The sequence below is a fragment of the Micromonospora sp. MH99 genome, from assembly GCF_021442385.1.
Classification (GTDB): Bacteria; Actinomycetota; Actinomycetes; order Mycobacteriales; family Micromonosporaceae; genus Micromonospora.
On record NZ_MUZA01000006.1, the window covers coordinates 127,904 to 146,155 of the forward strand.

General features: G+C 71.9%; 16 protein-coding genes. 7 read left to right on the top strand and 9 right to left on the bottom strand.

Annotation, left to right across the window (positions count from 1 at the left end; all coding sequences use genetic code 11):
• Positions 1 to 2 precede the first annotated feature (2 nt).
• Positions 3 to 1,235, top strand: a complete 1,233-nt coding sequence (gene cobA, locus B0E54_RS05445; RefSeq protein ID WP_234582136.1) for a uroporphyrinogen-III C-methyltransferase — start codon at positions 3 to 5, stop codon at positions 1,233 to 1,235.
• Positions 1,236 to 1,561: 326 nt separating this feature from the next.
• Here cobA and otsB read toward each other — a convergent pair whose 3' ends face one another.
• Positions 1,562 to 4,123, bottom strand: coding sequence for a trehalose-phosphatase (otsB, locus tag B0E54_RS05450; RefSeq protein WP_234582173.1), 2,562 nt, complete (start codon positions 4,121 to 4,123; stop codon positions 1,562 to 1,564).
• 41 nt (positions 4,124 to 4,164) lie between these two features.
• Positions 4,165 to 5,565 carry a trehalose-6-phosphate synthase gene (locus B0E54_RS05455; protein WP_030488230.1) on the bottom strand — a complete coding sequence of 467 codons (1,401 nt, stop codon included), beginning with the start codon at positions 5,563 to 5,565 and terminating at the stop codon, positions 4,165 to 4,167.
• 308 nt (positions 5,566 to 5,873) lie between these two features.
• On the opposite strand from B0E54_RS05455, the gene ettA reads away from it, so the two are divergent.
• The 4 genes from ettA (at position 5,874) to B0E54_RS05475 (ending at position 9,441) form a co-directional block, all read left to right on the top strand.
• Positions 5,874 to 7,550, top strand: a complete 1,677-nt coding sequence (ettA, locus tag B0E54_RS05460) for an energy-dependent translational throttle protein EttA (RefSeq protein WP_234582137.1) — start codon at positions 5,874 to 5,876, stop codon at positions 7,548 to 7,550.
• Positions 7,550 to 7,996: a thioesterase family protein gene (locus B0E54_RS05465; RefSeq protein ID WP_234582138.1), complete on the top strand. Its 447-nt coding sequence runs from the start codon at positions 7,550 to 7,552 to the stop codon at positions 7,994 to 7,996. The genes ettA and B0E54_RS05465 overlap by 1 nt, the downstream gene beginning before the upstream one ends.
• Entirely contained in the window at positions 7,993 to 8,724 is a 732-nt protein-coding gene (locus B0E54_RS05470) for a hypothetical protein (protein ID WP_234582139.1), read from the top strand. The genes B0E54_RS05465 and B0E54_RS05470 overlap by 4 nt, the downstream gene beginning before the upstream one ends.
• 132 nt (positions 8,725 to 8,856) lie before the next feature.
• Positions 8,857 to 9,441 carry a YbjN domain-containing protein gene (locus B0E54_RS05475; RefSeq protein ID WP_234582140.1) on the top strand — a complete coding sequence of 195 codons (585 nt, stop codon included), beginning with the start codon at positions 8,857 to 8,859 and terminating at the stop codon, positions 9,439 to 9,441.
• Positions 9,442 to 9,474: 33 nt separating this feature from the next.
• Here the strand turns inward: B0E54_RS05475 and B0E54_RS05480 are convergent, their stop codons facing one another.
• From B0E54_RS05480 to B0E54_RS05490, 3 genes are all read right to left on the bottom strand, one after another.
• Positions 9,475 to 9,864, bottom strand: coding sequence for a globin (locus tag B0E54_RS05480; protein WP_234582141.1), 390 nt, complete (start codon positions 9,862 to 9,864; stop codon positions 9,475 to 9,477).
• Positions 9,865 to 9,972: 108 nt separating this feature from the next.
• Positions 9,973 to 11,352: an MFS transporter gene (locus tag B0E54_RS05485; protein ID WP_234582142.1), complete on the bottom strand. Its 1,380-nt coding sequence runs from the start codon at positions 11,350 to 11,352 to the stop codon at positions 9,973 to 9,975.
• Between the two features lie 234 nt (positions 11,353 to 11,586).
• Positions 11,587 to 12,645, bottom strand: coding sequence for a mechanosensitive ion channel family protein (locus B0E54_RS05490; RefSeq protein WP_374109246.1), 1,059 nt, complete (start codon positions 12,643 to 12,645; stop codon positions 11,587 to 11,589).
• 266 nt (positions 12,646 to 12,911) lie between these two features.
• Between B0E54_RS05490 and B0E54_RS05495 the strand changes: the two genes are divergently transcribed.
• Positions 12,912 to 13,448, top strand: coding sequence for an HNH endonuclease (locus B0E54_RS05495; RefSeq protein WP_074313833.1), 537 nt, complete (start codon positions 12,912 to 12,914; stop codon positions 13,446 to 13,448).
• A 185-nt stretch (positions 13,449 to 13,633) separates the two neighbouring features.
• On the opposite strand, the gene B0E54_RS05500 is transcribed toward B0E54_RS05495, so the two are convergent.
• On the bottom strand, positions 13,634 to 15,220 hold the full coding sequence (locus tag B0E54_RS05500) for a DUF6194 family protein (RefSeq protein WP_234582144.1): 1,587 nt from the start codon (positions 15,218 to 15,220) through the stop codon (positions 13,634 to 13,636).
• Between the two features lie 55 nt (positions 15,221 to 15,275).
• On the opposite strand from B0E54_RS05500, the gene B0E54_RS05505 reads away from it, so the two are divergent.
• Positions 15,276 to 16,055 carry a TioE family transcriptional regulator gene (locus B0E54_RS05505; RefSeq protein WP_234582145.1) on the top strand — a complete coding sequence of 260 codons (780 nt, stop codon included), beginning with the start codon at positions 15,276 to 15,278 and terminating at the stop codon, positions 16,053 to 16,055.
• Here B0E54_RS05505 and B0E54_RS05510 read toward each other — a convergent pair.
• From B0E54_RS05510 to B0E54_RS05520, 3 genes are all read right to left on the bottom strand, one after another.
• On the bottom strand, positions 16,001 to 16,774 hold the full coding sequence (locus B0E54_RS05510; RefSeq protein ID WP_234582174.1) for a class F sortase: 774 nt from the start codon (positions 16,772 to 16,774) through the stop codon (positions 16,001 to 16,003). The two genes, B0E54_RS05505 and B0E54_RS05510, sit on opposite strands and share 55 nt — an antisense overlap.
• Positions 16,775 to 16,849: 75 nt before the next feature.
• Positions 16,850 to 17,371: a hypothetical protein gene (locus B0E54_RS05515; RefSeq protein ID WP_374109245.1), complete on the bottom strand. Its 522-nt coding sequence runs from the start codon at positions 17,369 to 17,371 to the stop codon at positions 16,850 to 16,852.
• Positions 17,372 to 17,677: 306 nt separating this feature from the next.
• Complete coding sequence (locus B0E54_RS05520) at positions 17,678 to 18,121, bottom strand: Lrp/AsnC family transcriptional regulator (RefSeq protein WP_234582146.1); 444 nt, start codon at positions 18,119 to 18,121, stop codon at positions 17,678 to 17,680.
• Positions 18,122 to 18,252: the final 131 nt, after the last annotated feature.

Sequence of the window (18,252 nt, forward strand, 5' to 3'; positions counted from 1 at the left end):
GGATGAGCGCCAGCCCGTACCCCCTTGGTCTGCGGCTCGACGGACGGCGCGTGGTCGTGGTGGGCGGCGGCGCGGTCGCCACCCGGCGGGTGCCGGCGCTGCTGGATGCCGGCGCGGACGTCCTGCTGGTGGCCCCGGAGCTGACCCCGGCGCTACGGGCCCGGGTGGACGCGGGCCGGCTGCACTGGGTGCCGCGCCGGTTCGTGCCCGAGGACCTGGACGGGGCCTGGCTGGTCCAGGTGGCCATCGACGATCCGATGGCGGCGGCTGCGGTGAGCGCCGTCGCCGCCGAGCGGCGGATCTTCTGCGTCCGGGCCGACGACCGGACCGCCGCCACGGCCTGGACGCCGGCCGTGACCCGACACGGCCCGGTCACCGTGGCGGTGCTCGGTGGCGGAGACCCCCGCCGCGCGATGACCGTCCGCGATGCCATCCGCGACCTGCTCGCCGTGCGCGACACCGCGCCCACCCGGGTCCGGCCCGACGTCGAGGCGACTACCGGTGCGACAACCGGGCGGGTGGCGCTGGTCGGGGCGGGGCCGGGGGACCCGGAGCTGATCACCGTGCGGGGCTGGCGGTTGCTCACCGAGGCCGACGTGGTGGTCGCCGACCGGTTGGTGCCCGGTCTGCTCCTGGACGAACTCCGCGCCGACGTCGAGCTGGTGGACGCCTCGAAGGTCCCCTACGGCCCGTCCCGGGCCCAGGAGGAGATCAACCGGATCCTGGTCGACCGTGCCCTGGCCGGCGCGGTGGTGGTCCGGCTCAAGGGCGGTGACCCGTACGTCTTTGGCCGCGGCGGCGAGGAGCTGCTCGCGTGTGCGGAGGCCGGCGTGCCGGTGACCGTCGTTCCGGGAGTGACCAGCTCGATCGCCGCTCCGGCGGCGGCCGGGATCCCGGTCACCCACCGGGGGGTGGCGCACGAGTTCACCGTCGTCTCCGGGCACGTGGCACCCGACTCGCCGGCCTCGCTGGTGCGCTGGGACGCCCTCGCGGGCCTGCGCGGCACCCTGGTAATCCTGATGGGGCTGAAGAACCTGGCCGCCATCACGGCGACCCTGATCGCGCACGGCCGACCGCCGCAGACACCGGCCGCCGTCGTCCAGGAGGGCACGACGGGCGCCCAGCGCGTGCTCCGCGCGACCCTCGCGACGGTCGCCGCCGACACGCTGGCGGCCGACCTCCGTCCGCCGGCCGTCGTGGTGGTCGGCGACGTGGTGGGTGCCCTCGACGGGTGACCGGCGGCACGCTCCACGCAGGTGCTTCGCGGCCCCGGGTGGAGCGGGCGCGCAGCGGGCCCTTCGGATGCTGCGGGCGGCAGGGACCGACTGGTCCCCGCGCGTCCTTTGCTCTGCTTCAACCGAGGCAACACGGAGAAGGCGTTTGTGTTGCCTGGAGTGAAGCAGAGCAAAGGACGCGCAGGGGGTGGCGGGCGCGAGGCTGGTGACGGCGGCGCTCGGGTGACCGGCGCCCGTCGATGCGGTCAGACCGAGGCGCGGCACCGGCCACATCGACGATGGGCCGGAGCAGCGCTGCTCCGGCCCATCGTCGTGGTGAAAAACAGTTACTGCTTGAGCATGTTGTCCAGCAGCAGGGCGCAGCGGATCAGCCCGAGGTGGCTGTACGCCTGCGGGTGGTTGCCCAGCCCGCGCTCGGCGAGCGGGTCGTACTGCTCGGGGAGCAGGCCGGTCGGGCCGGCGGTGAGCACCATCTGCGCGAACAGCTCCTCGGCGTCGGTGCGGCGGCCGGTGCGCAGATACGCCTCGATCAGCCACGCCGTGCAGATGTGGAAACCGCCCTCACGCCCGGGCAGGCCGTCGTCCCAGTGGTAGCGGTAGACGACCGGGCCGCTGCGCAGGTCCGCCTCGATCTTCAGGACGGTGGACAGGAAGCGCGGGTCGTCACCCGGGAGCAGGCCGGAGAGGCCGATCCAGAGCGACGAGGCGTCCATGTCCTCGTCCCCGTACGCGACGCTGTACGCCTCGACGTCGTCGTGCCAGCCGTGCTCCAGCACGTTGGCGCCGATGCGGTCGCGCAGGTCCTTCCACTCCGGCCGGTCCTCGCCGCCGTGCTGGCGCATCACGTGCAGCGCCCGGTCGACTGTCATCCAGCACATCACCTTGGAGAAGACGTGGTGCCGGGGTGGCAGCCGCGCCTCCCAGATGCCGTGGTCGGGCTCGTGCCAACGGCGGCGGACCGCCTCGACCATGTTCTCCAGGACCCGCCACTCGTCGTCGCGGACCGAGCCGCGCGCGTCGGCGACCGCTGCGATCAGGTCGGCGATCGGGCCGAACACGTCGAGTTGGAGCTGGTGGTTGGCGAGGTTGCCGACCCGGACCGGCCGGGAGCCGGCGTACCCGGGCAGCGTGTCGATGACCGCCTCGGCGCCCAGCTCGTACCCGTCGATCGTGTAGAGCGGGTGCAGCCGCTCCGGGTGACCGCCGGTGCGCTCGATGCAGCCGTCGACCCAGCGCAGGAACGCCTCGGCCTCGTCGATGGACCCGAGGTCGACAAGCGCGCGGGCGGTCAGCGCGGCGTCGCGCAGCCAGCAGTAGCGGTAGTCCCAGTTGCGGACGCCGCCCAGCTCCTCGGGGAGAGAGGTGGTCGCTGCGGCCAGGATCGAGCCGGTCGTCTCGTGGCAGAGGCCGCGCAGGGTGAGCGCGCTGCGGGCCACCAGGTCGCGGGAGGTGGACGGCAGCCGCAGCGAGGCCACCCAGTCCTTCCACGGCTGCTCGGCCGCGGCCTGCCGCTCGTGGATCGGCACCCGGTGGTGCTCCAGGCTGTGCGTGCCGAAGCGCAGCTCCAGCACGACCTGCCCGCCGGCGGCCGACAGGTCGACGATCGCCTTGGCGGTCTCGTATCCGCCGTCGTTGTTGACCTGCCACTCGACCCCGGGGGAGTAGAGGGCGACCGGCTCGTTGGAGCCGAGCACCAGCAGGCCGTCGCCGAGCGGCTGCAACTGCACGGCGACCTGACCGAACTCGGGGCGCGGGGCGAACTCCACCCGGACCCGACCGCTGCCGGTGAGCACCCGGACCAGGGTCGAGTCGCCGGTGACCACCGCCGGGCCGTCGGGGGTCGTCTCGCGGGCCGGCTTGTCCAGCCAGTCGGTGACGGTGAGCCCCGACCACCGGGTCTCGACGGTCATCGTGCCCGAGCGGTAGCGCTGGCCCAGCGGGATGCCTCCACGCTCCGGGGCGACGCTGAAGTGGCCGGCCGGGCTGCCGCCGACCAGGTCGGCGAAGATCGCCGCCGAGTCCGGCTTGGGGTGGCAGAGCCAGCTGACCTTCGCCTCGGGCGTGAGCAGCGCGACCGTACGACCGTTGGCGAGCATGGAGTGCCGCTCGATAGGCACCGCCCGCTCGCCGAAGAGCCAGTGGCGGCGGGTCTCCAGCAGCAGCCCGAGCGCGCGGGCGGCCTCGATGGGCTCGGCCACCCGGAAGCCGGCCTTGGTCTCGCCGGGGCCGATCTTGATGCCCAGGTCCGGCCCGTGCAGGTTGCCGAAGGCGTTCTCGTCGGTGACGTCGTCACCGATGAAGAGCACCGCGCTGGCCGAGAGCTGGGTCCGGAGCTGGTCGACTGCGGTGCCCTTGTGGGTGGCCACCACGGACAGCTCGATGACCTCCTTGCCCTGCGTCACCGTGACGCCGTCGAAGGTGGCCGGGCCGTTGCGGACCGCCTCGATGGCCGCGGCGGCGACCTGCGGGTCGACGCCCCGGGTGTGTACCGCGACGCTGGCCGGCTTGCGTTCGAGCCGGATGCCGGGGTGGTCGGCGGCGATCTCCCGCAGCGCGTTGCGCACCTGCTGACGCACCGCGACCAGTTCGGGGGACAGGCGCTCGACGAAGCCGATGTCGAACTCGGAGCCGTGACTGCCGACGAGGTGCACCTCGCTGGGCAGCCGGGAGAGCGCGGCCAGGTCCCGCAGGGCCCGGCCGGAGACCACTGCCACGCTCGTCTGCGGCAGCGCGGCGAGCGCACGGATCGCCGCCACCGACTCGGGCAGCGGTACGGCGGTGCTCGGGTCCTCCACGATCGGCGCGAGCGTGCCGTCGTAGTCGCAGGCGATCAGGAGCTGCGGAACCCGGGCGATCCGGCCGATGGCGGAGCGCAGCTCAGGGTCCATCACCCCGGTGGTGATCGCTGCTCCGTCGTTGACGGACGTGTTCACTCGGCCTCCGCCTCGGGAACTCCGAGTTCGGAGAGGAAAGACTTGGCCCAGTGCCCCACGTCGTGGGTACGCAGGTGACGTTGCATTGTCCGCATCCGGCGGCGTGCCTCGGTTTTCTCCACGTGCACGGCCCGGAGCAGGGCGTCCTTGACCGCGTCCGGGTCGTGCGGGTTACACAGGAAAGCCTGGCGCAGCTCCGTTGCGGCGCCAGCGAACTCGCTGAGCACGAGCGCACCGCCCTGGTCGGCGCGTGATGCGACGTACTCCTTGGCTACCAGATTCATACCGTCTCGCAGCGGGGTCACCATCATCACGTCCGCAGCAACGTACATCGCGGCCAGTTCACTGCGACTGTACGACTGATGGAGGTAATGCACGGCCGGCACGCCGACTCGGCCGAATTCGCCATTAATCCGACCAACTTCGCGCTCTACCTTGACCCGTAGTGCCTGGTAGTGCTCGACGCGCTCGCGGCTCGGCGTGGCCACCTGCACCATAACGGCGTCCGGAACTGTCAACTTTCCGTCAGCGAGCAGTTCGCGGAAGGCCTTGAGCCGCAACTCGATGCCCTTGGTGTAATCCAGCCGGTCCACGCCCAGGATGATCGTCTTCGGGTCGCCCAGCTCGGCGCGGATCTGCTTGGCTCGCGCCTGGATCGCCGGGTCGGCGGCCATCCGTTCCATCTCCTGCGTGTCGATGGAGATCGGGAAGGCGCCGGCCTTCACCTGTCGACCGTCGACCTGGATCATCTGCCCCTCGTAGCGCAGACCGAGCAGGTGCCGGGCCAGCCGAACGAAGTTCTGCGCCGCCAGCCGCTGCTGGAAGCCCACCAGGTCCGCGCCGAGCAGACCCCGCAGGATCTCGGTGCGGAACGGCATCTGCATGAACAACTCGATCGGCGGGAACGGGATGTGCAGGAAGAAACCGATCCGCAGGTCCGGACGCAGCTCGCGGAGCATCGCCGGGACCAGCTGAAGTTGGTAGTCCTGCACCCAGACCGTCGCGCCCTCGGCCGCCACGTCCGCGGCGGCCTCCGCGAACCGGGCGTTGACCAGGCGGTACGCCTCCCGCCAGCGCCGCTTGTACGCGGGCGTCTCCACCGCGTCGTGGTAGAGCGGCCAGATCGTCGCGTTCGACTGGCCCTCGTAGTAGCGCTCCAACTCCTCGGCGCTGAGCGGGACCGGGTGCAGCCGGATGCCCTCCAGGTCGAACGGCTCGGGGGCGGCGCCGGTGCCGCCGGCCCAGCCGACCCAGGTGCCCTGGTGTTCGGCGAGCACGGGATGCAGTGCGGTCACCAGCCCGCCGGGGCTGCGTCGCCACTGCCGTCCCTCGGGTGTGCTCACCTCGTCGACCGGCAGACGGTTCGCCACTACGACAAAGGAGCTACGGACGGTCACGATCGGCCACCTCCGGGTGCTGACGGGTCCACCGCGATGAGCGTACTGAGCGTAGCTGCGGCGTCTTGTGCCCCGTGCCGGAGTCTCCTACCCGCCTCGCCAGCGCCGAATCCTAACGGTGATCTTGTCGACAGCCGCCGCCGTCGTACTCCTCGGGCGGGGTGATGTGGGCGAAGCGCGCCGTACCTGTCAGGATTGACGATGGCGTGCGCGCGGCCGGCTCCCGGCCGGCGGCGGCGGGTGCAGGTCCCAGCCCGCGCCGCGCCGCCGACTCAGGCGACAGCAAACCGACGGAGGTAGCCCGCACCGTGGCCCAGTACATCTACGTCCTGGAAAAGGCGCGCAAGGCGCACGGCGACAAGGTCGTGCTCGACAACGTGACGCTGAGCTTCCTGCCGGGCGCCAAGATCGGTGTGGTCGGCCCGAACGGCGCCGGTAAGTCCAGCCTCCTCAAGATCATGGCAGGGCTGGACAAGCCGAGCAACGGCGAGGCCCGGCTGATGCCCGGCTACACCGTCGGCATGCTCGCCCAGGAACCCCCGCTCAACGACGCCAAGACCGTCCTCGGCAACGTCGAGGAGGCGGTGGCCGAGACCAAGGCCAAGCTGGAGCGGTTCAACAAGATCGCCGAGCAGATGGCTACCGACTACTCCGACGAGCTGATGGAGGAGATGGGCCGGCTCCAGGAGGAGCTGGACCACGCCGACGCGTGGGACATCGACTCCAAGCTCGAACTCGCCATGGACGCCCTGCGCTGCCCGCCGCCGGACGCCGACGTGACCCAGCTCTCCGGTGGCGAGCGCCGCCGCGTCGCGCTCTGCAAGCTGCTGCTGGAGGCGCCCGACCTGCTGCTGCTCGACGAGCCCACCAACCACCTGGACGCGGAGAGCGTCTCCTGGCTGGAGCAGCACCTGGCGAAGTACGCCGGCACCGTCATGGCGATCACCCACGACCGGTACTTCCTGGACAAGGTCGCCGGTTGGATCCTGGAGCTGGACCGCGGCCGGGCCATCGGGTACGAGGGCAACTACTCCACCTACCTGGAGAAGAAGGCCGCCCGGCTCGCCGTCGAGGGTCGCCGCGACGCCAAGATGAAGAAGCGCCTCACCGAGGAACTGGAGTGGGTCCGCTCCAACGCCAAGGCCCGCCAGACCAAGTCCAAGGCCCGCCTGGACCGGTACGACGAGATGGCCACCGAGGCGGAGAAGACCCGCAAGCTGGACTTCGAGGAGATCCAGATCCCGCCGGGCCCGCGCCTGGGCAGCACGGTCATCGAGGCGAACGGCCTCAGCAAGGGCTTCGGCGACCGGCTGCTGATCGACAACCTGTCGTTCTCGCTGCCCCGCAACGGCATCGTCGGCATCATCGGCCCGAACGGCGTCGGCAAGACCACGCTGTTCAAGACCATCGTCGGGCTCGAGGAGCCGACCGGCGGCGAGGTCCGGGTCGGCCCCACCGTCTCACTGTCGTACGTCGACCAGAACCGGCAGGGCCTCGACGGCGACAAGACCGTCTGGGAGGTCGTCTCCGACGGGCTGGACTACCTGATGGTGGGCAAGGTCGAGATGCCGTCGCGGGCGTACATCGCCGCGTTCGGCTTCAAGGGCCCGGACCAGCAGAAGCCGACCAAGGTGCTCTCCGGCGGCGAGCGCAACCGGCTCAACCTGGCGCTGACCCTGAAGATCGGCGGCAACGTCATCCTGCTCGACGAGCCGACCAACGACCTGGACGTGGAGACGCTCTCCAGCCTGGAGAACGCCCTGCTGGAGTTCCCCGGCTGCGCCGTGGTCATCTCCCACGACCGGATGTTCCTGGACCGGGTCGCCACGCACATCCTGGCCTGGGAGGGCGACGACCAGGACCCGGCCAAGTGGTTCTGGTTCGAGGGCAACTTCGAGGCGTACGAGAAGAACAAGATCGACCGCCTCGGCGCGGAGGCTGCCCGGCCGCACCGGGTGACCTACCGCAAGCTGACCCGCGACTGATGTCCGACCGGTTCGTCTACCACTGCACGTTGCGCTGGTCCGACCTGGACGCGTACGGCCACGTCAACAACTCGCGTTTCCTCACGCTCTACGAGGAGGCGCGGGTGGCGTTGATGTTCGCCGGCGGCCGGGCCTGGGGAGTGGGCTCGTTCGCCGACGGCGTCGTGATCCGTCGGCACGAGGTCGACTACCTGCGCCCGGTCGACTACGCGCTGGGTCGGGCCACCGCGGAGGCCGCGCCCACCGTCCGCATCGAGCTGTGGGTGGAGGAGATCAGGGCATCGCGGTTCACCGTCGCGTACGAGCTGTACGACGGCGACGTGCTCGCCAGCCGGGCCCGCTCGGTGCTGGTGCCGTTCGACCTGACCCGCCAGGTGCCCCGGCGGATCACCACCGAGGAGCGGGACTTCCTGCTCACGTACGCCCCGCAGGGCGGCGGCGCGTGACTCGGCCGGGCACCGCCGGCCCGGACCGGGTCGCGGCGTCACCGTCCGGGCACGGCCTGACCGGCGTGGCCGACGCTGGTGCGTTCCTGGCCCGGCTGGTCCGGCTGGACCCGACGGCGCCGGTCCGGCTGCGGCCGGCCGGCGCTCCCGGCCGGGTCGCGCTGTTCGCCCGGCTGCCCTGGCAGGTGCTGGTGTCCCGGACGGTCGCCGGTGCGGCCGCCGGTGACGTCACAGTGGGCGCCGCCGACCTGCTGGCCGAACTGGAACGCGGTGGGGCGACGCTGCCGGCCCGCCGCGACGCCCAGTGGCGCTGGCCGCTGCCACCGGCGCGCAGCGAGCCGGTGGAGGTGCTGCCGGCCGTCGAGGTGCGGCGGATCGCCGACGCGGCGGCGGGCACCCTGCGCACCGCGAGCGAGCAGGGGGTGGCGGGCCGCGCGGTGGGTCAGCGCGCGCTGCGCGACGCGCTGCTCGACCACGTGGCCGTGCTGGTCACGCCGGACGACCCGCCGGGCCCCGCCGTCGAGGTGTCGCAGCGGCTCGTGCAGGGGCTGGTCCGGATGGGCTTCCTCGGCGCGGTCGACGAGCCGGCCGGGCCTGGCGGGCGCTCCGAGGTCCAGGTGCGGGTGGCGGGCCGTTGGGTGGGCCTGGTGGGACCATACGGAGCGGCCTGGTTGCAGAAGGCCACCGACCTTGCCGTGACACCCCTCGCTACTCGTCCGAACGGCTGACCCCTGCTCATTCTTCTGGGCCGGTGCGGTCGTTGGGGGGGTGCTTCAACCCGGCTGTCCGGGTACCGTCCATCCTCGGATCCAACGCACCGTAGGCGGCTGGATCCGCTGGGGAGTGAGGTGCGACGAGCGATGCCGTGGTGGTCATGGCGCCCCGGTCCCGCCGACGGCGGCGATCCGGAAACCCGAAGCGGGATCACAGTGGAGAGCGCGGTCCGGGTCGGCCCGCCGAGTCCTCGCCAACCGGGGGACGACTGCCCCGGCAGCGACCGTCCCGTCCTGACCGAGATGCCGGCGACAATCGAGCCGGTGAGCCTGCGCCGTGTCTGTGACGCACTCGACCTGCTCGACGTGCGCTACCTGGCCGACGGCGACGGCAACCTGCTGGCCATGTGGGAGCGGCACGCCGTGCTGGTGACCCTCGAAGGCCCCGAGGACGAGATCCTGGTGATGCGGGCCCGCCCGCACGCCACGGTTCCGCCGGACTGGGCCGACCGGGCTTACCGGGTGGTCAACGAGTGGAACCACACCCGCCGCTTCTGCAAGGCGTACATCGGCGACCCGACCGAGCGCGGGCAGCTGCCGATCTACGCCGAGTTGCAGGTGCCGCTGGGCGCCGGCACCCACGACGCTCTGCTGGTCGAGATGCTCGACTGCGGCGCGGCGGTGGCCGCCAGCTTCGTGGACTGGCTGCACGACGAGGGCGCCCTGCTCTGAGGCGCCCCGCGGCGTCCGTGCCGGAACGCGCCGTCAGGCGCGCTCGGCCGGGTCCTCCATGACGTTGACCATGAAGTACGCGGCCCGCTCCAGATAGTCCCAGAGGGCGACGGCGAGCTGCGGCTCCAGGTCGAGCCGGTCGACCGCCTGGCGCATGTGCCGCAGCCAGGCGTCCCGCTCGGCCACGCCGATCCGGAACGGCGCGTGCCGCATGCGCAGCCGTGGGTGCCCGCGCTGTGCGGAGTACGTGTTCGGCCCGCCCCAGTACTGCATCAGGAACAGGGTCAACCGGTCGGCCGCCGGCCCCAGGTCCTCCTCCGGATACATGGGTCGCAGCAGCGGATCGGTGGCGACGCCGACATAGAACTCGTCCACCAGCCGGCGGAAGGTGGGTTCGCCGCCGACCGCCTCGAAGAGGGTCATCGACGCTTCGGGACTGTCGGATTCACCTGCGGGGTTCACCGTTCCATCCTGCCAGGTGCCTCGGCCGCCGACCCGACCCGGAGGCCGTGCGCCGGCTCACGCCGTGGATCAGGTGACCGCGTGCCGGCGGTGGCCGTCGGCGGGCCGGAGGTCGGCGCCGGCCGGCGTGCCGTCGGCGACGGTGGCGCCCCGACCGGGGCTCGGGTCGGCGTTGGCCGCGGCGGCCCTGGCTATGGCGTCGTCCACCGTCTGCTTGTCCGGCCAGCGCAGGGCGACGATCGTCATCAGCACCACTCCAGCGGCGCTCCAGACCCCGACCACCACCGGGATGGAGAACCGCTCGGCGAGCAGCCCGGTGACCAGCACCGCGAAACCCTGGATGACCTGGACGCCGGTGGCCATCACACCGAACGCGCGGGCCCGGAACCCGTCCGGCAGCGCCTGGACGAAGAGCCCGTTGGCCATCGGCATCATCCCGGCGACCGCGAACCCGCACAGGGCGGCCAGCAACGCCACCACCAGCGGTGGCGGATCGAACAGCGCCGGCACCAGCACCAGCGGGGAGAACACCGCGAGGGGACGCATCAGGCTCAGGCGGCGGGTCGGGCCGAACAGCCGGCTCACCAGCAGCCCACCCAGGACGTAGCCCACCGGGTTGGCGACCATGATCACCGCCTGCGCGGTGCCCGCGTCCATGCCACCGTGGGAGCCCTTGTTGGCCCAGGCGGCGGCCAGCCCCTCCGGGATGATCGAGAACAGCAGCGCGCTGAACACCAGCACCGCGATGGCCCGCAGCACCGGGGTGCCGAACACGATCTGGAACCCCTGAGCGGTCTCCCGAAGCAGGTGGGAGCGGTGCGCGATGGTCATCGTCGCCGGCCGGTTCCGTACGCCGACGCGGACCAGCAGCGCCGAGAGGCCGAACGTGGCCGCGTTGAACAGCAGCGCGACAGTCGGGTTGATCGAGGCGACGGCGGCGCCGAGCAGGTAGCCGACGACCTGGGCCGCCTGACCGATGCTGGCGTTCAGCGACAACCCGACCACCAGCCGGTCCCCGGCGAGGATCTGCGGCATCAGCGCGGACTTCGCGGCCTGGCTCGGCGGATTGGCCAACGTGGCGGCGAAGATGAGCACCAGCAGCGCCGGAACCGGCAGGTTGGGGACGGCGATGAGCAGCATCAGCGCCATCCGGATCACGTCGCACGCCACCATCACCCGGCGGTACGGGTGCCGCTCGGCAAGGGCGGCGAGCAGCGGGCCACCCAGCAGCCACGGCAGGTAGCTGACCGCGAACGCGGCGGCGGAGAGCGCGACGGATCTGGTCTGCTGATAGACGAGCAGGGTGACGGCGGCCTTGGCGACGTAGTCACCGACCCAGGACAGAGCCCCGGCCGTGAAGACAACGCGGAACTCGCGCTGGGCGAACACTTCGCGAAAAGTGGCCGGGCCTTCCGCGGAAGGTCGCTCGTCAGGCACCGTCGCCTCCATCGGCTCCCAGAACGACAGCTCGTGGCGGCCGGGCCGGGAACACTCGTCAGATCTACGGATCAGCGAGGATGTGACCACGCTCCGGCGGGAACGCGTGCTCCGGATTCTGCCCGATCGTCTGACAACTAGCTAGGGCGAACGGATCGTTCGTCGCATCCCCGACTGAACGAACGGACGATACTCCAGGGGCCGGGCGGCTCGCGACCCCTGTATTGCCGGCCAGTCTCGCCGGGGTCAGGTGGCGCCGCCCTGGCCGGTCTCACCCTCGGGCAACGGCCGGCTCGACAGACCGGGATAGATGCGGGCGGCGGCGATCTGCGCGGTGATCCCCGAGTTCTCCAGCGCCTCCGCCAGCCTGCGGCGCAGCTCCCGGCTCACCGCGAACTGGCCGTCGGCAGTCGTCTTCACCACCGTACGGATCACGGCGCCATCCACAGTCACCTGCTCGACGCCCAGCACCTCCGGGGCCTCCACGATCTCCGGCGACAGCTCCGGGTCCAGCGCCACCGAGGCGGCGGCCGTCCGCAGCACGGCGGTGGCCTCCTCCGTGCCGCTGAAGCCGATCGGCAGGTCCACGACCACCAGCGCCCAGCCCTGGCTCTTGTTGCCCACCCGGATGATCTCGCCGTTGCGGATGTACCAGAGCACGCCGCGTCCGTCCCGGACCGTGGTGACCCGCAGCCCGACCGACTCCACGACACCTGTCGCCTCGCCCAGGTCGACGTTGTCGCCCACGCCGTACTGGTCCTCGATGAGCATGAAGAGCCCGGCGATCAGGTCCTTGACCAGGCTCTGCGCGCCGAAGCCCAGGGCAACGCCGGCGATCCCGGCGCTGGCCAGCAACGGGGCGAGGTCGAAGCTGAACTCGCGCAGGATCATCAGCAGCGCGATGCCGAAGACGAACGCGGTGGTCAGGCTGCGCAGCACCGAGCCGATCGCCTCGGCCCGTTGCCGGCGGCGCTCGGGCACGAACTCGGCCGGGTCGACAGCTGCCGTGGGCACCCGCTCGCGCAGCGGCCGCAGCATGGTCGGCACCGCGCCGTCGGTGGTCGTGCGGACCAGTCGGTCGATCGTCCGGTGCAGCGCCCAGCGGGCCACCATCGCCAGCGCCAGTATCAACAGCACCCGCAGCGGCTTGAGCAGGATCCAGTAGCTGCCCTCCGCGAACCATTCCGACCTGGTGATCCCGTAGATCCACTCGCAGGAGGTGCTGCCCTGACAGTTCACCGACACGGCGTCGGGCAGGGCAAGGGGCGTTCCGCTGGCGGCACTCACCCTGTCTTCGTACCGCAACGCCCCGGACCGGTCGCCGCCGACCCACCGGCCGGGTGAGATGCGCCCGAGCGGCGGGTCGGACCGGGGCGAACCGGCCATCGTGACAGGTGCGGGAAAGAGCTTCATGTCCGACCCCGGATTAGTACGTGCAATCCGGGGTCCGATCAGGGACTATTGGCGCAACGGACGTCGGTGATCGAACGGGCGTCGACGGTGCGGGCCCTCGTGCCCGGCCCCGGTCGGCGGCGTTTCGCAGCAGCCGCTGAACCGGGAGGGTGAGCGCGATGCCTGACATACGACCCACGGTGGGCTCCGGCGCGCTGGTCCTCAACGCCACCTACGAGCCCCTGTGTGTCGTGTCGGTGCGTCGCGCCGCGATCCTCGTCCTCTCCGCCAAGGCCGTCTGCGTCGCCGATGGCGACGGCATCCTGCACAGCGCCCGCGACGCGCTGCCCGTGCCGTCGGTGGTGCGCCTGACCCGCTTCGTCCGGGTGCCCTACCGCACCCACGTGGGGCTGTCCCGGCGAGCGATCTTCGCCCGGGACGGCTGGCGGTGCGCCTACTGCCGAGGGCCGGCCGAGACCATCGACCACGTCTTCCCGCGCAGCCGGGGTGGGCGGCACGCCTGGGAGAACGTGGTCGCCGCGTGCGCCCGGTGCAACCACACCAAGGGCGACAAGACCCCGGCCGAGCTGGGCTGGCGGCTGCACGCATTGCCGGCCGCCCCGAAGGGCACCGCCTGGCGGGTCCTCGGGCACCGCGCTCCCGACCCGCGCTGGGCCGACTGGCTCGACCTGCGCGAGCCCGAGGCAGCCGCCTGACCGCACCTGCGCGGCCCCGACGCGGCCGCGCGACCTGACCTCCTGCGCTGACCCGAGGCGGCCGCCCGACCCGACCTGCGCTGGCCTGATCCGACCTGCGCTGGCCTGATCCGACCTGCGCTGGGCGGCGGCCGCCTGGCCCGACCGGGGCCGCGGCGGCCGCCAGCTCGGGAGCGTCGTCGGGCTCAGTCCCGCTGGTCGGTCGCTCGACGGGTCGCGCGCTCGTGCCGGTCCACCGCCCGGGCGTGCGCGATCGCGAGTAGGCGGTCGATCTCGGGCAGCATCTGCGGCCCCGGCATCACGATGCTGGCGAAGCCGTACAGCGCGTACCCCGGATGCGGCGTGACAGTGTCCAGCCGGGCGAAGTCGAAGGCCCCCCGGTGCTCCTCGAACGCCTTCGGTGGGAAGCCGAACATCCGCTCGAACTCGGCCCGGCCCAGGTCCAGGTTGAGGCGGAAGACGCCGGGGCGGTCCAGCTGCCCGGCTTCGTCGAAGCCGGGCACGTCGTGCTCGACGATGGTGGCGAACGGCTGGCGGCGGTCCGGGCCGACGTGGAAGAACCGGTCGCCCCAGGCGCCCTCGGGTGAGCCGTCCTCCTCGCTCGCCACCACCTGCTCGACGTCGGGCAGCGCGCTGATCCGGTCGGCGAGCACTGTCGCGTCGAGGCCGGTCGGGATGTGCAGTACCGCGTCGGCGTGGTCGATGGCGGCCTGGTCCAGCGGAAAGTAGCGGTAGTCGTGCGTCCTCCGCTCGGCCGGCTCGATCTCGGCCGCCCGCACGTACCCGGGGAGGGTGAGCTTCTGTGAGAGCCGGCCCTCGTAGGTCGTCGCGGCGGGTACGTCGATGCCGAGCGCGGGGCTCGCGCCGAGGCTGCCGACGATCACCGCGTAGCGCTCGCCCAGCAACGCTCCGACGATCGCGCCGGCCCCGGCCCACGACACCTCTGTCGCGCCGATCGTCATCGTGCTCGGGTGGCGCTGGAGGTGCGTGTTGTGCGCGAAGACCAGCGTGGGTCCACGGTGTGCCTCGACCGCCCGGATCGCGAGCAGGTTCTCGGCCATCAGCGCGTCCCGGACGGCGGCCAGGCGGGCGAAGCGTTCCTCCTGGACCAGTGGCGCCGCGGCCGCCGCGTGGTAGCGCAGCACCGCTACCGCCGACGTGGCGTGGACGAAGGCTGCCTGCCAGCCCTCGGGCCGTAGGTGTGCCCGCAGGTACAACTCGGTCAGCAGGTCGTCGGCGAGCACCCGCAGCCGCTGGGCGTCGGACGAGCGTCCGACCGAGCGGCCCGGCTCCCAGATCGCGGCCGTGTCGCTCCAGCGGGCCTCGTCCCCGACGAGGTCGTCGATCTCGGCCGACCGGTCCAGGTCGAGGAATTCGCACACCCGCACCAGGTGACGCCGGGGGCTCGGGGCGCCCTCGATCTCCAGCGGGGCGTCGAAGCCGTGAAAACTCAGGCGCTCGGCGGCGGGCCGTCCGTCGTTCCACTCGCGCATCCGCAGCAGCAGGTCACGGTTGGCCGGCGGGGCGCCGAACCCGTGGCTGAAACCCTCGGCGAGCACGCGGTCGAGCGGCACGGCCGCGCCCTGCACGAACGCGTCGGCGAGCAGTCCCGCGGCCCGGTCGCTCTCCAGGGCGATCGACCGGTACCCGTGCTCGGCCAGCGTCAGGAAGGCGTCGTTGCGGATCTGGAGGAACGCGGATTCACCGTGCGTCGGCTCACCGAGCGCGAGCAGCGCCGGCGAGCCGGCAAGCAGGTCAACAAGAGTGGTCATTGCATCAACCGTATCGTTGCACCAGCGGTGGAGACTTCAGAGCGAGGGAGTGCGGGTGACAACCACAAAACCCTCAAACCCGGGGGTACGCCGACCGGTCGACCTCGCGCGCCGGCACGGGCTGTCGGCGCAGGCCGTCCGCAACTACGAACGGGACGGCGTGCTGCCACCCGCCGAGCGCACCGCGACCGGGTACCGCCGGTTCACCGAGGTGCACGCCGCCGCACTGAGCGCCTACCTCGCGCTCATCGTCGGGCACGGCCACGCGGCCAGCGGCGACATCATGCGGGCCGTCAACCGGGGTGAGATCGACACGGCGTTGCGCACGATCGACAGCGGTCACGCGCTGCTGCAACGCGACCGGGAGACCCTGGACGCGGTCGAGGCGGCGGTCACGACCCTCACCGCGTCGGAGCCCGCGCCGCAGGGCCGGAAAGCCGTGCCGATCAGTGTGCTCGCCCACCGGCTCGGCGTACGACCCGCGACCCTGCGCAAGTGGGAGTCGGCAGGCATTCTGCGCCCGGAGCGCGATCGGGTGACCCGCCACCGCGTCTACTCGCCCGACGACGTCCGGGACGCCCAACTCGCCCACCTGCTGCGTCGGGGCGGATACCGGCTCGACCACATCGCCGACGTGCTGCGTCGGGTCCGCGACGCAGGTGGCGCCGAACCGCTCGCCGCGTCGCTCGGTCAGTGGCGCCGACGGCTCACCGAGCGCGGCCGGGCCATGCTCACCGGGGCCGCCCGGCTCGCCGAGTACCTCGACGCCGGCGCCGGCGATCAACCACCACGGGCCTTGACCAGCGAGGCGAACACCACCAGGTTGTCCGAGTAGCCCCGCTCGCCGCCCACCCACCGGCCGCCGCAGGTGATCAGCCGCAGACTGGGGCGGCTGAAGTCGCCGTACACCTCGTCCACCGGCAGTCGGTCCTTGTCGAACCGCTCCACCGAGTCGACCTCGAAGACCGCGACCCGGCCGTCGGAGCGGGTGACCTCGATCTGGTCTCCCGCGCGCAGTTCCCGGAGCTGGTGAAAGACGGCCGGGCCGGTCGTGGTGTCCACGTGTCCGACGATCACCGCCGGCCCGTACTGGCCGGGGGTGGGGCCCTGGTCGTACCAGCCGGCCTCCTGGGCGCGGCCCACGTCGGGCACGGCGATGGTGCCGTCCGGGGCGATGCCCACGTCGTGCAGCGGCGCCCGCAGGTCGATCTTGCTGATCGAGAGAGCGGTCGGGCGGCTGGCCGGCAGCACCGGGAACTTCTTCGGCGGCGGTCGCAGGCCCGCGCTGATCCGGTCCGGCAGCAGACTGACCCCGGTCACCTGCTCGATGCCCAGCATCGCCACGATGAGCACCATCAGCGTGGCCACGGCCAGGACCGGCAGTCCCGGCCCGGTGCCGAGCCGACGCCGGGTCAGTGGCGACCCGACGGGACGGCTCGGCGGCAGCGGGCTGGCGTCCGGATCAGTGGTGGCGACGCTTGCGGACACCGCCTGCCCGGCGACCCGGCGCAGCCGGACCGAGGCCCGGGCCACCAGCCGTCCGGTGGCGCGCAGGGCCGCCGCGGCCCGGAGGCGGGCACGGTGGTCCGACCGCGCACGCGCGGATCTGCGGGTCATGGCAGCTCCGGCTCAGGAGCCGGCTCCGGTCCGACGCCGACCGCCCGCCATGCCGAGCGCGACCGCGGCGGCCACCAGGGCCACGCCGCCGAGGACCAGGACCGAGCCGGTGCCCCGGCCGCCCGCCGTGCCGCCGCCGCCCGTCGCCGGTCCCTTGCTGGGCGAGGCCATGTTGAGCACGGTCAGCATCGTCTGGGCCGTCTGGTTGTTCTGGCAGCGCAGGTCGACCTGGTAGTCGCCGGGTTCCTTGTTGCCCGGAACGGTGACCTCCCCCTTGAGGAAGCCGTTGTCCGGTCGGAGCATCACGTGCCCGAACGCGTCGGATTGCACGTTGGCCTGTCGATCGTTGTTGTTGTCGCAGCTCGCGCGGATCGTGACGCGGCTGCCCGCCGGGACGCTGTTCGGCGTCACCTCGACGAAGGTGTTCTCACCGGCACGCGCCGGTGCGACCGACAACAGGACGAACGCCCCGATGAGCCCCACCAGTGTCAGTGCGGACGAGAGTGCGCGGTTGATCGTGCGAAGTCCCTGCATGATTTCCCCCCAACCGGCGACGACCGCCGGAACCCTCCCCTGGGCACGCGCGCTGAGTTCCCCCCACCCCACCGACAAACCCCACCCCCGCCCCCCGCGCCCCGCCCCAGCCGGCGTCGATCATGGAGTTGTGGCGCTCCGCAAAAGGTGCATATCGCCCTCATCTACCCACCACGACTCCATGATCGACCGGGGGTGGGCCGGGGCTGCCGCGATCTTGCACTTACTGTCGCGGCATAGCGGGCATTCCTCGCACTTCGGCGACAGGAAGTGCAAGATCGCGCAGGCGGGGGCGGGGCGGGGGTCTTAGGGGAGGGGTTGGGGGGTTATGGGGTTGTAGGGGAGGGGGGTGGACAGGACCATGGTGCTGGACGGCTGGCCGTACGGGGCCAGGCGGTCGATCACCCGCTCGAAGTCTCCGATCGAGCCGGCGGCCACCTTGAGCATGCTGCACGCGTCACCGGTGATCCGGTGGATCTCCAGGATCTCCGGCCAGTCGGACACGTCGGGGTCGTGCAGGATGCACCGCGCGCCGTAACAGGACATCCGGATCAGGGCGACCACCGTACGGCCGGCCCGGGTCAGGTCCACGTGGGCGTGGTAACCGGTGATCACCCCGGCTTCCTCCAGCCGGCGGACCCGCTCGGCCACCGCTGGTGGGGACAGGTGCACCCGGCGGGACAACTCGCTGAAGGAGAGCCGGGCGTCGGCCTGCAACTCGCGCAGCAGCGCCCAGTCCATGTCGTCCACGCCCGAACCTTACTTTCGTGAACTGGATTCGCCCAGCTGCCTTCGGTTCGTCAAGTCAGGCCGGCAAGTGCCGTTGATGCGGCATTCCGCAGCCCGATCCAACCGCGAGATCATGACGTCGGCAGCTTCGG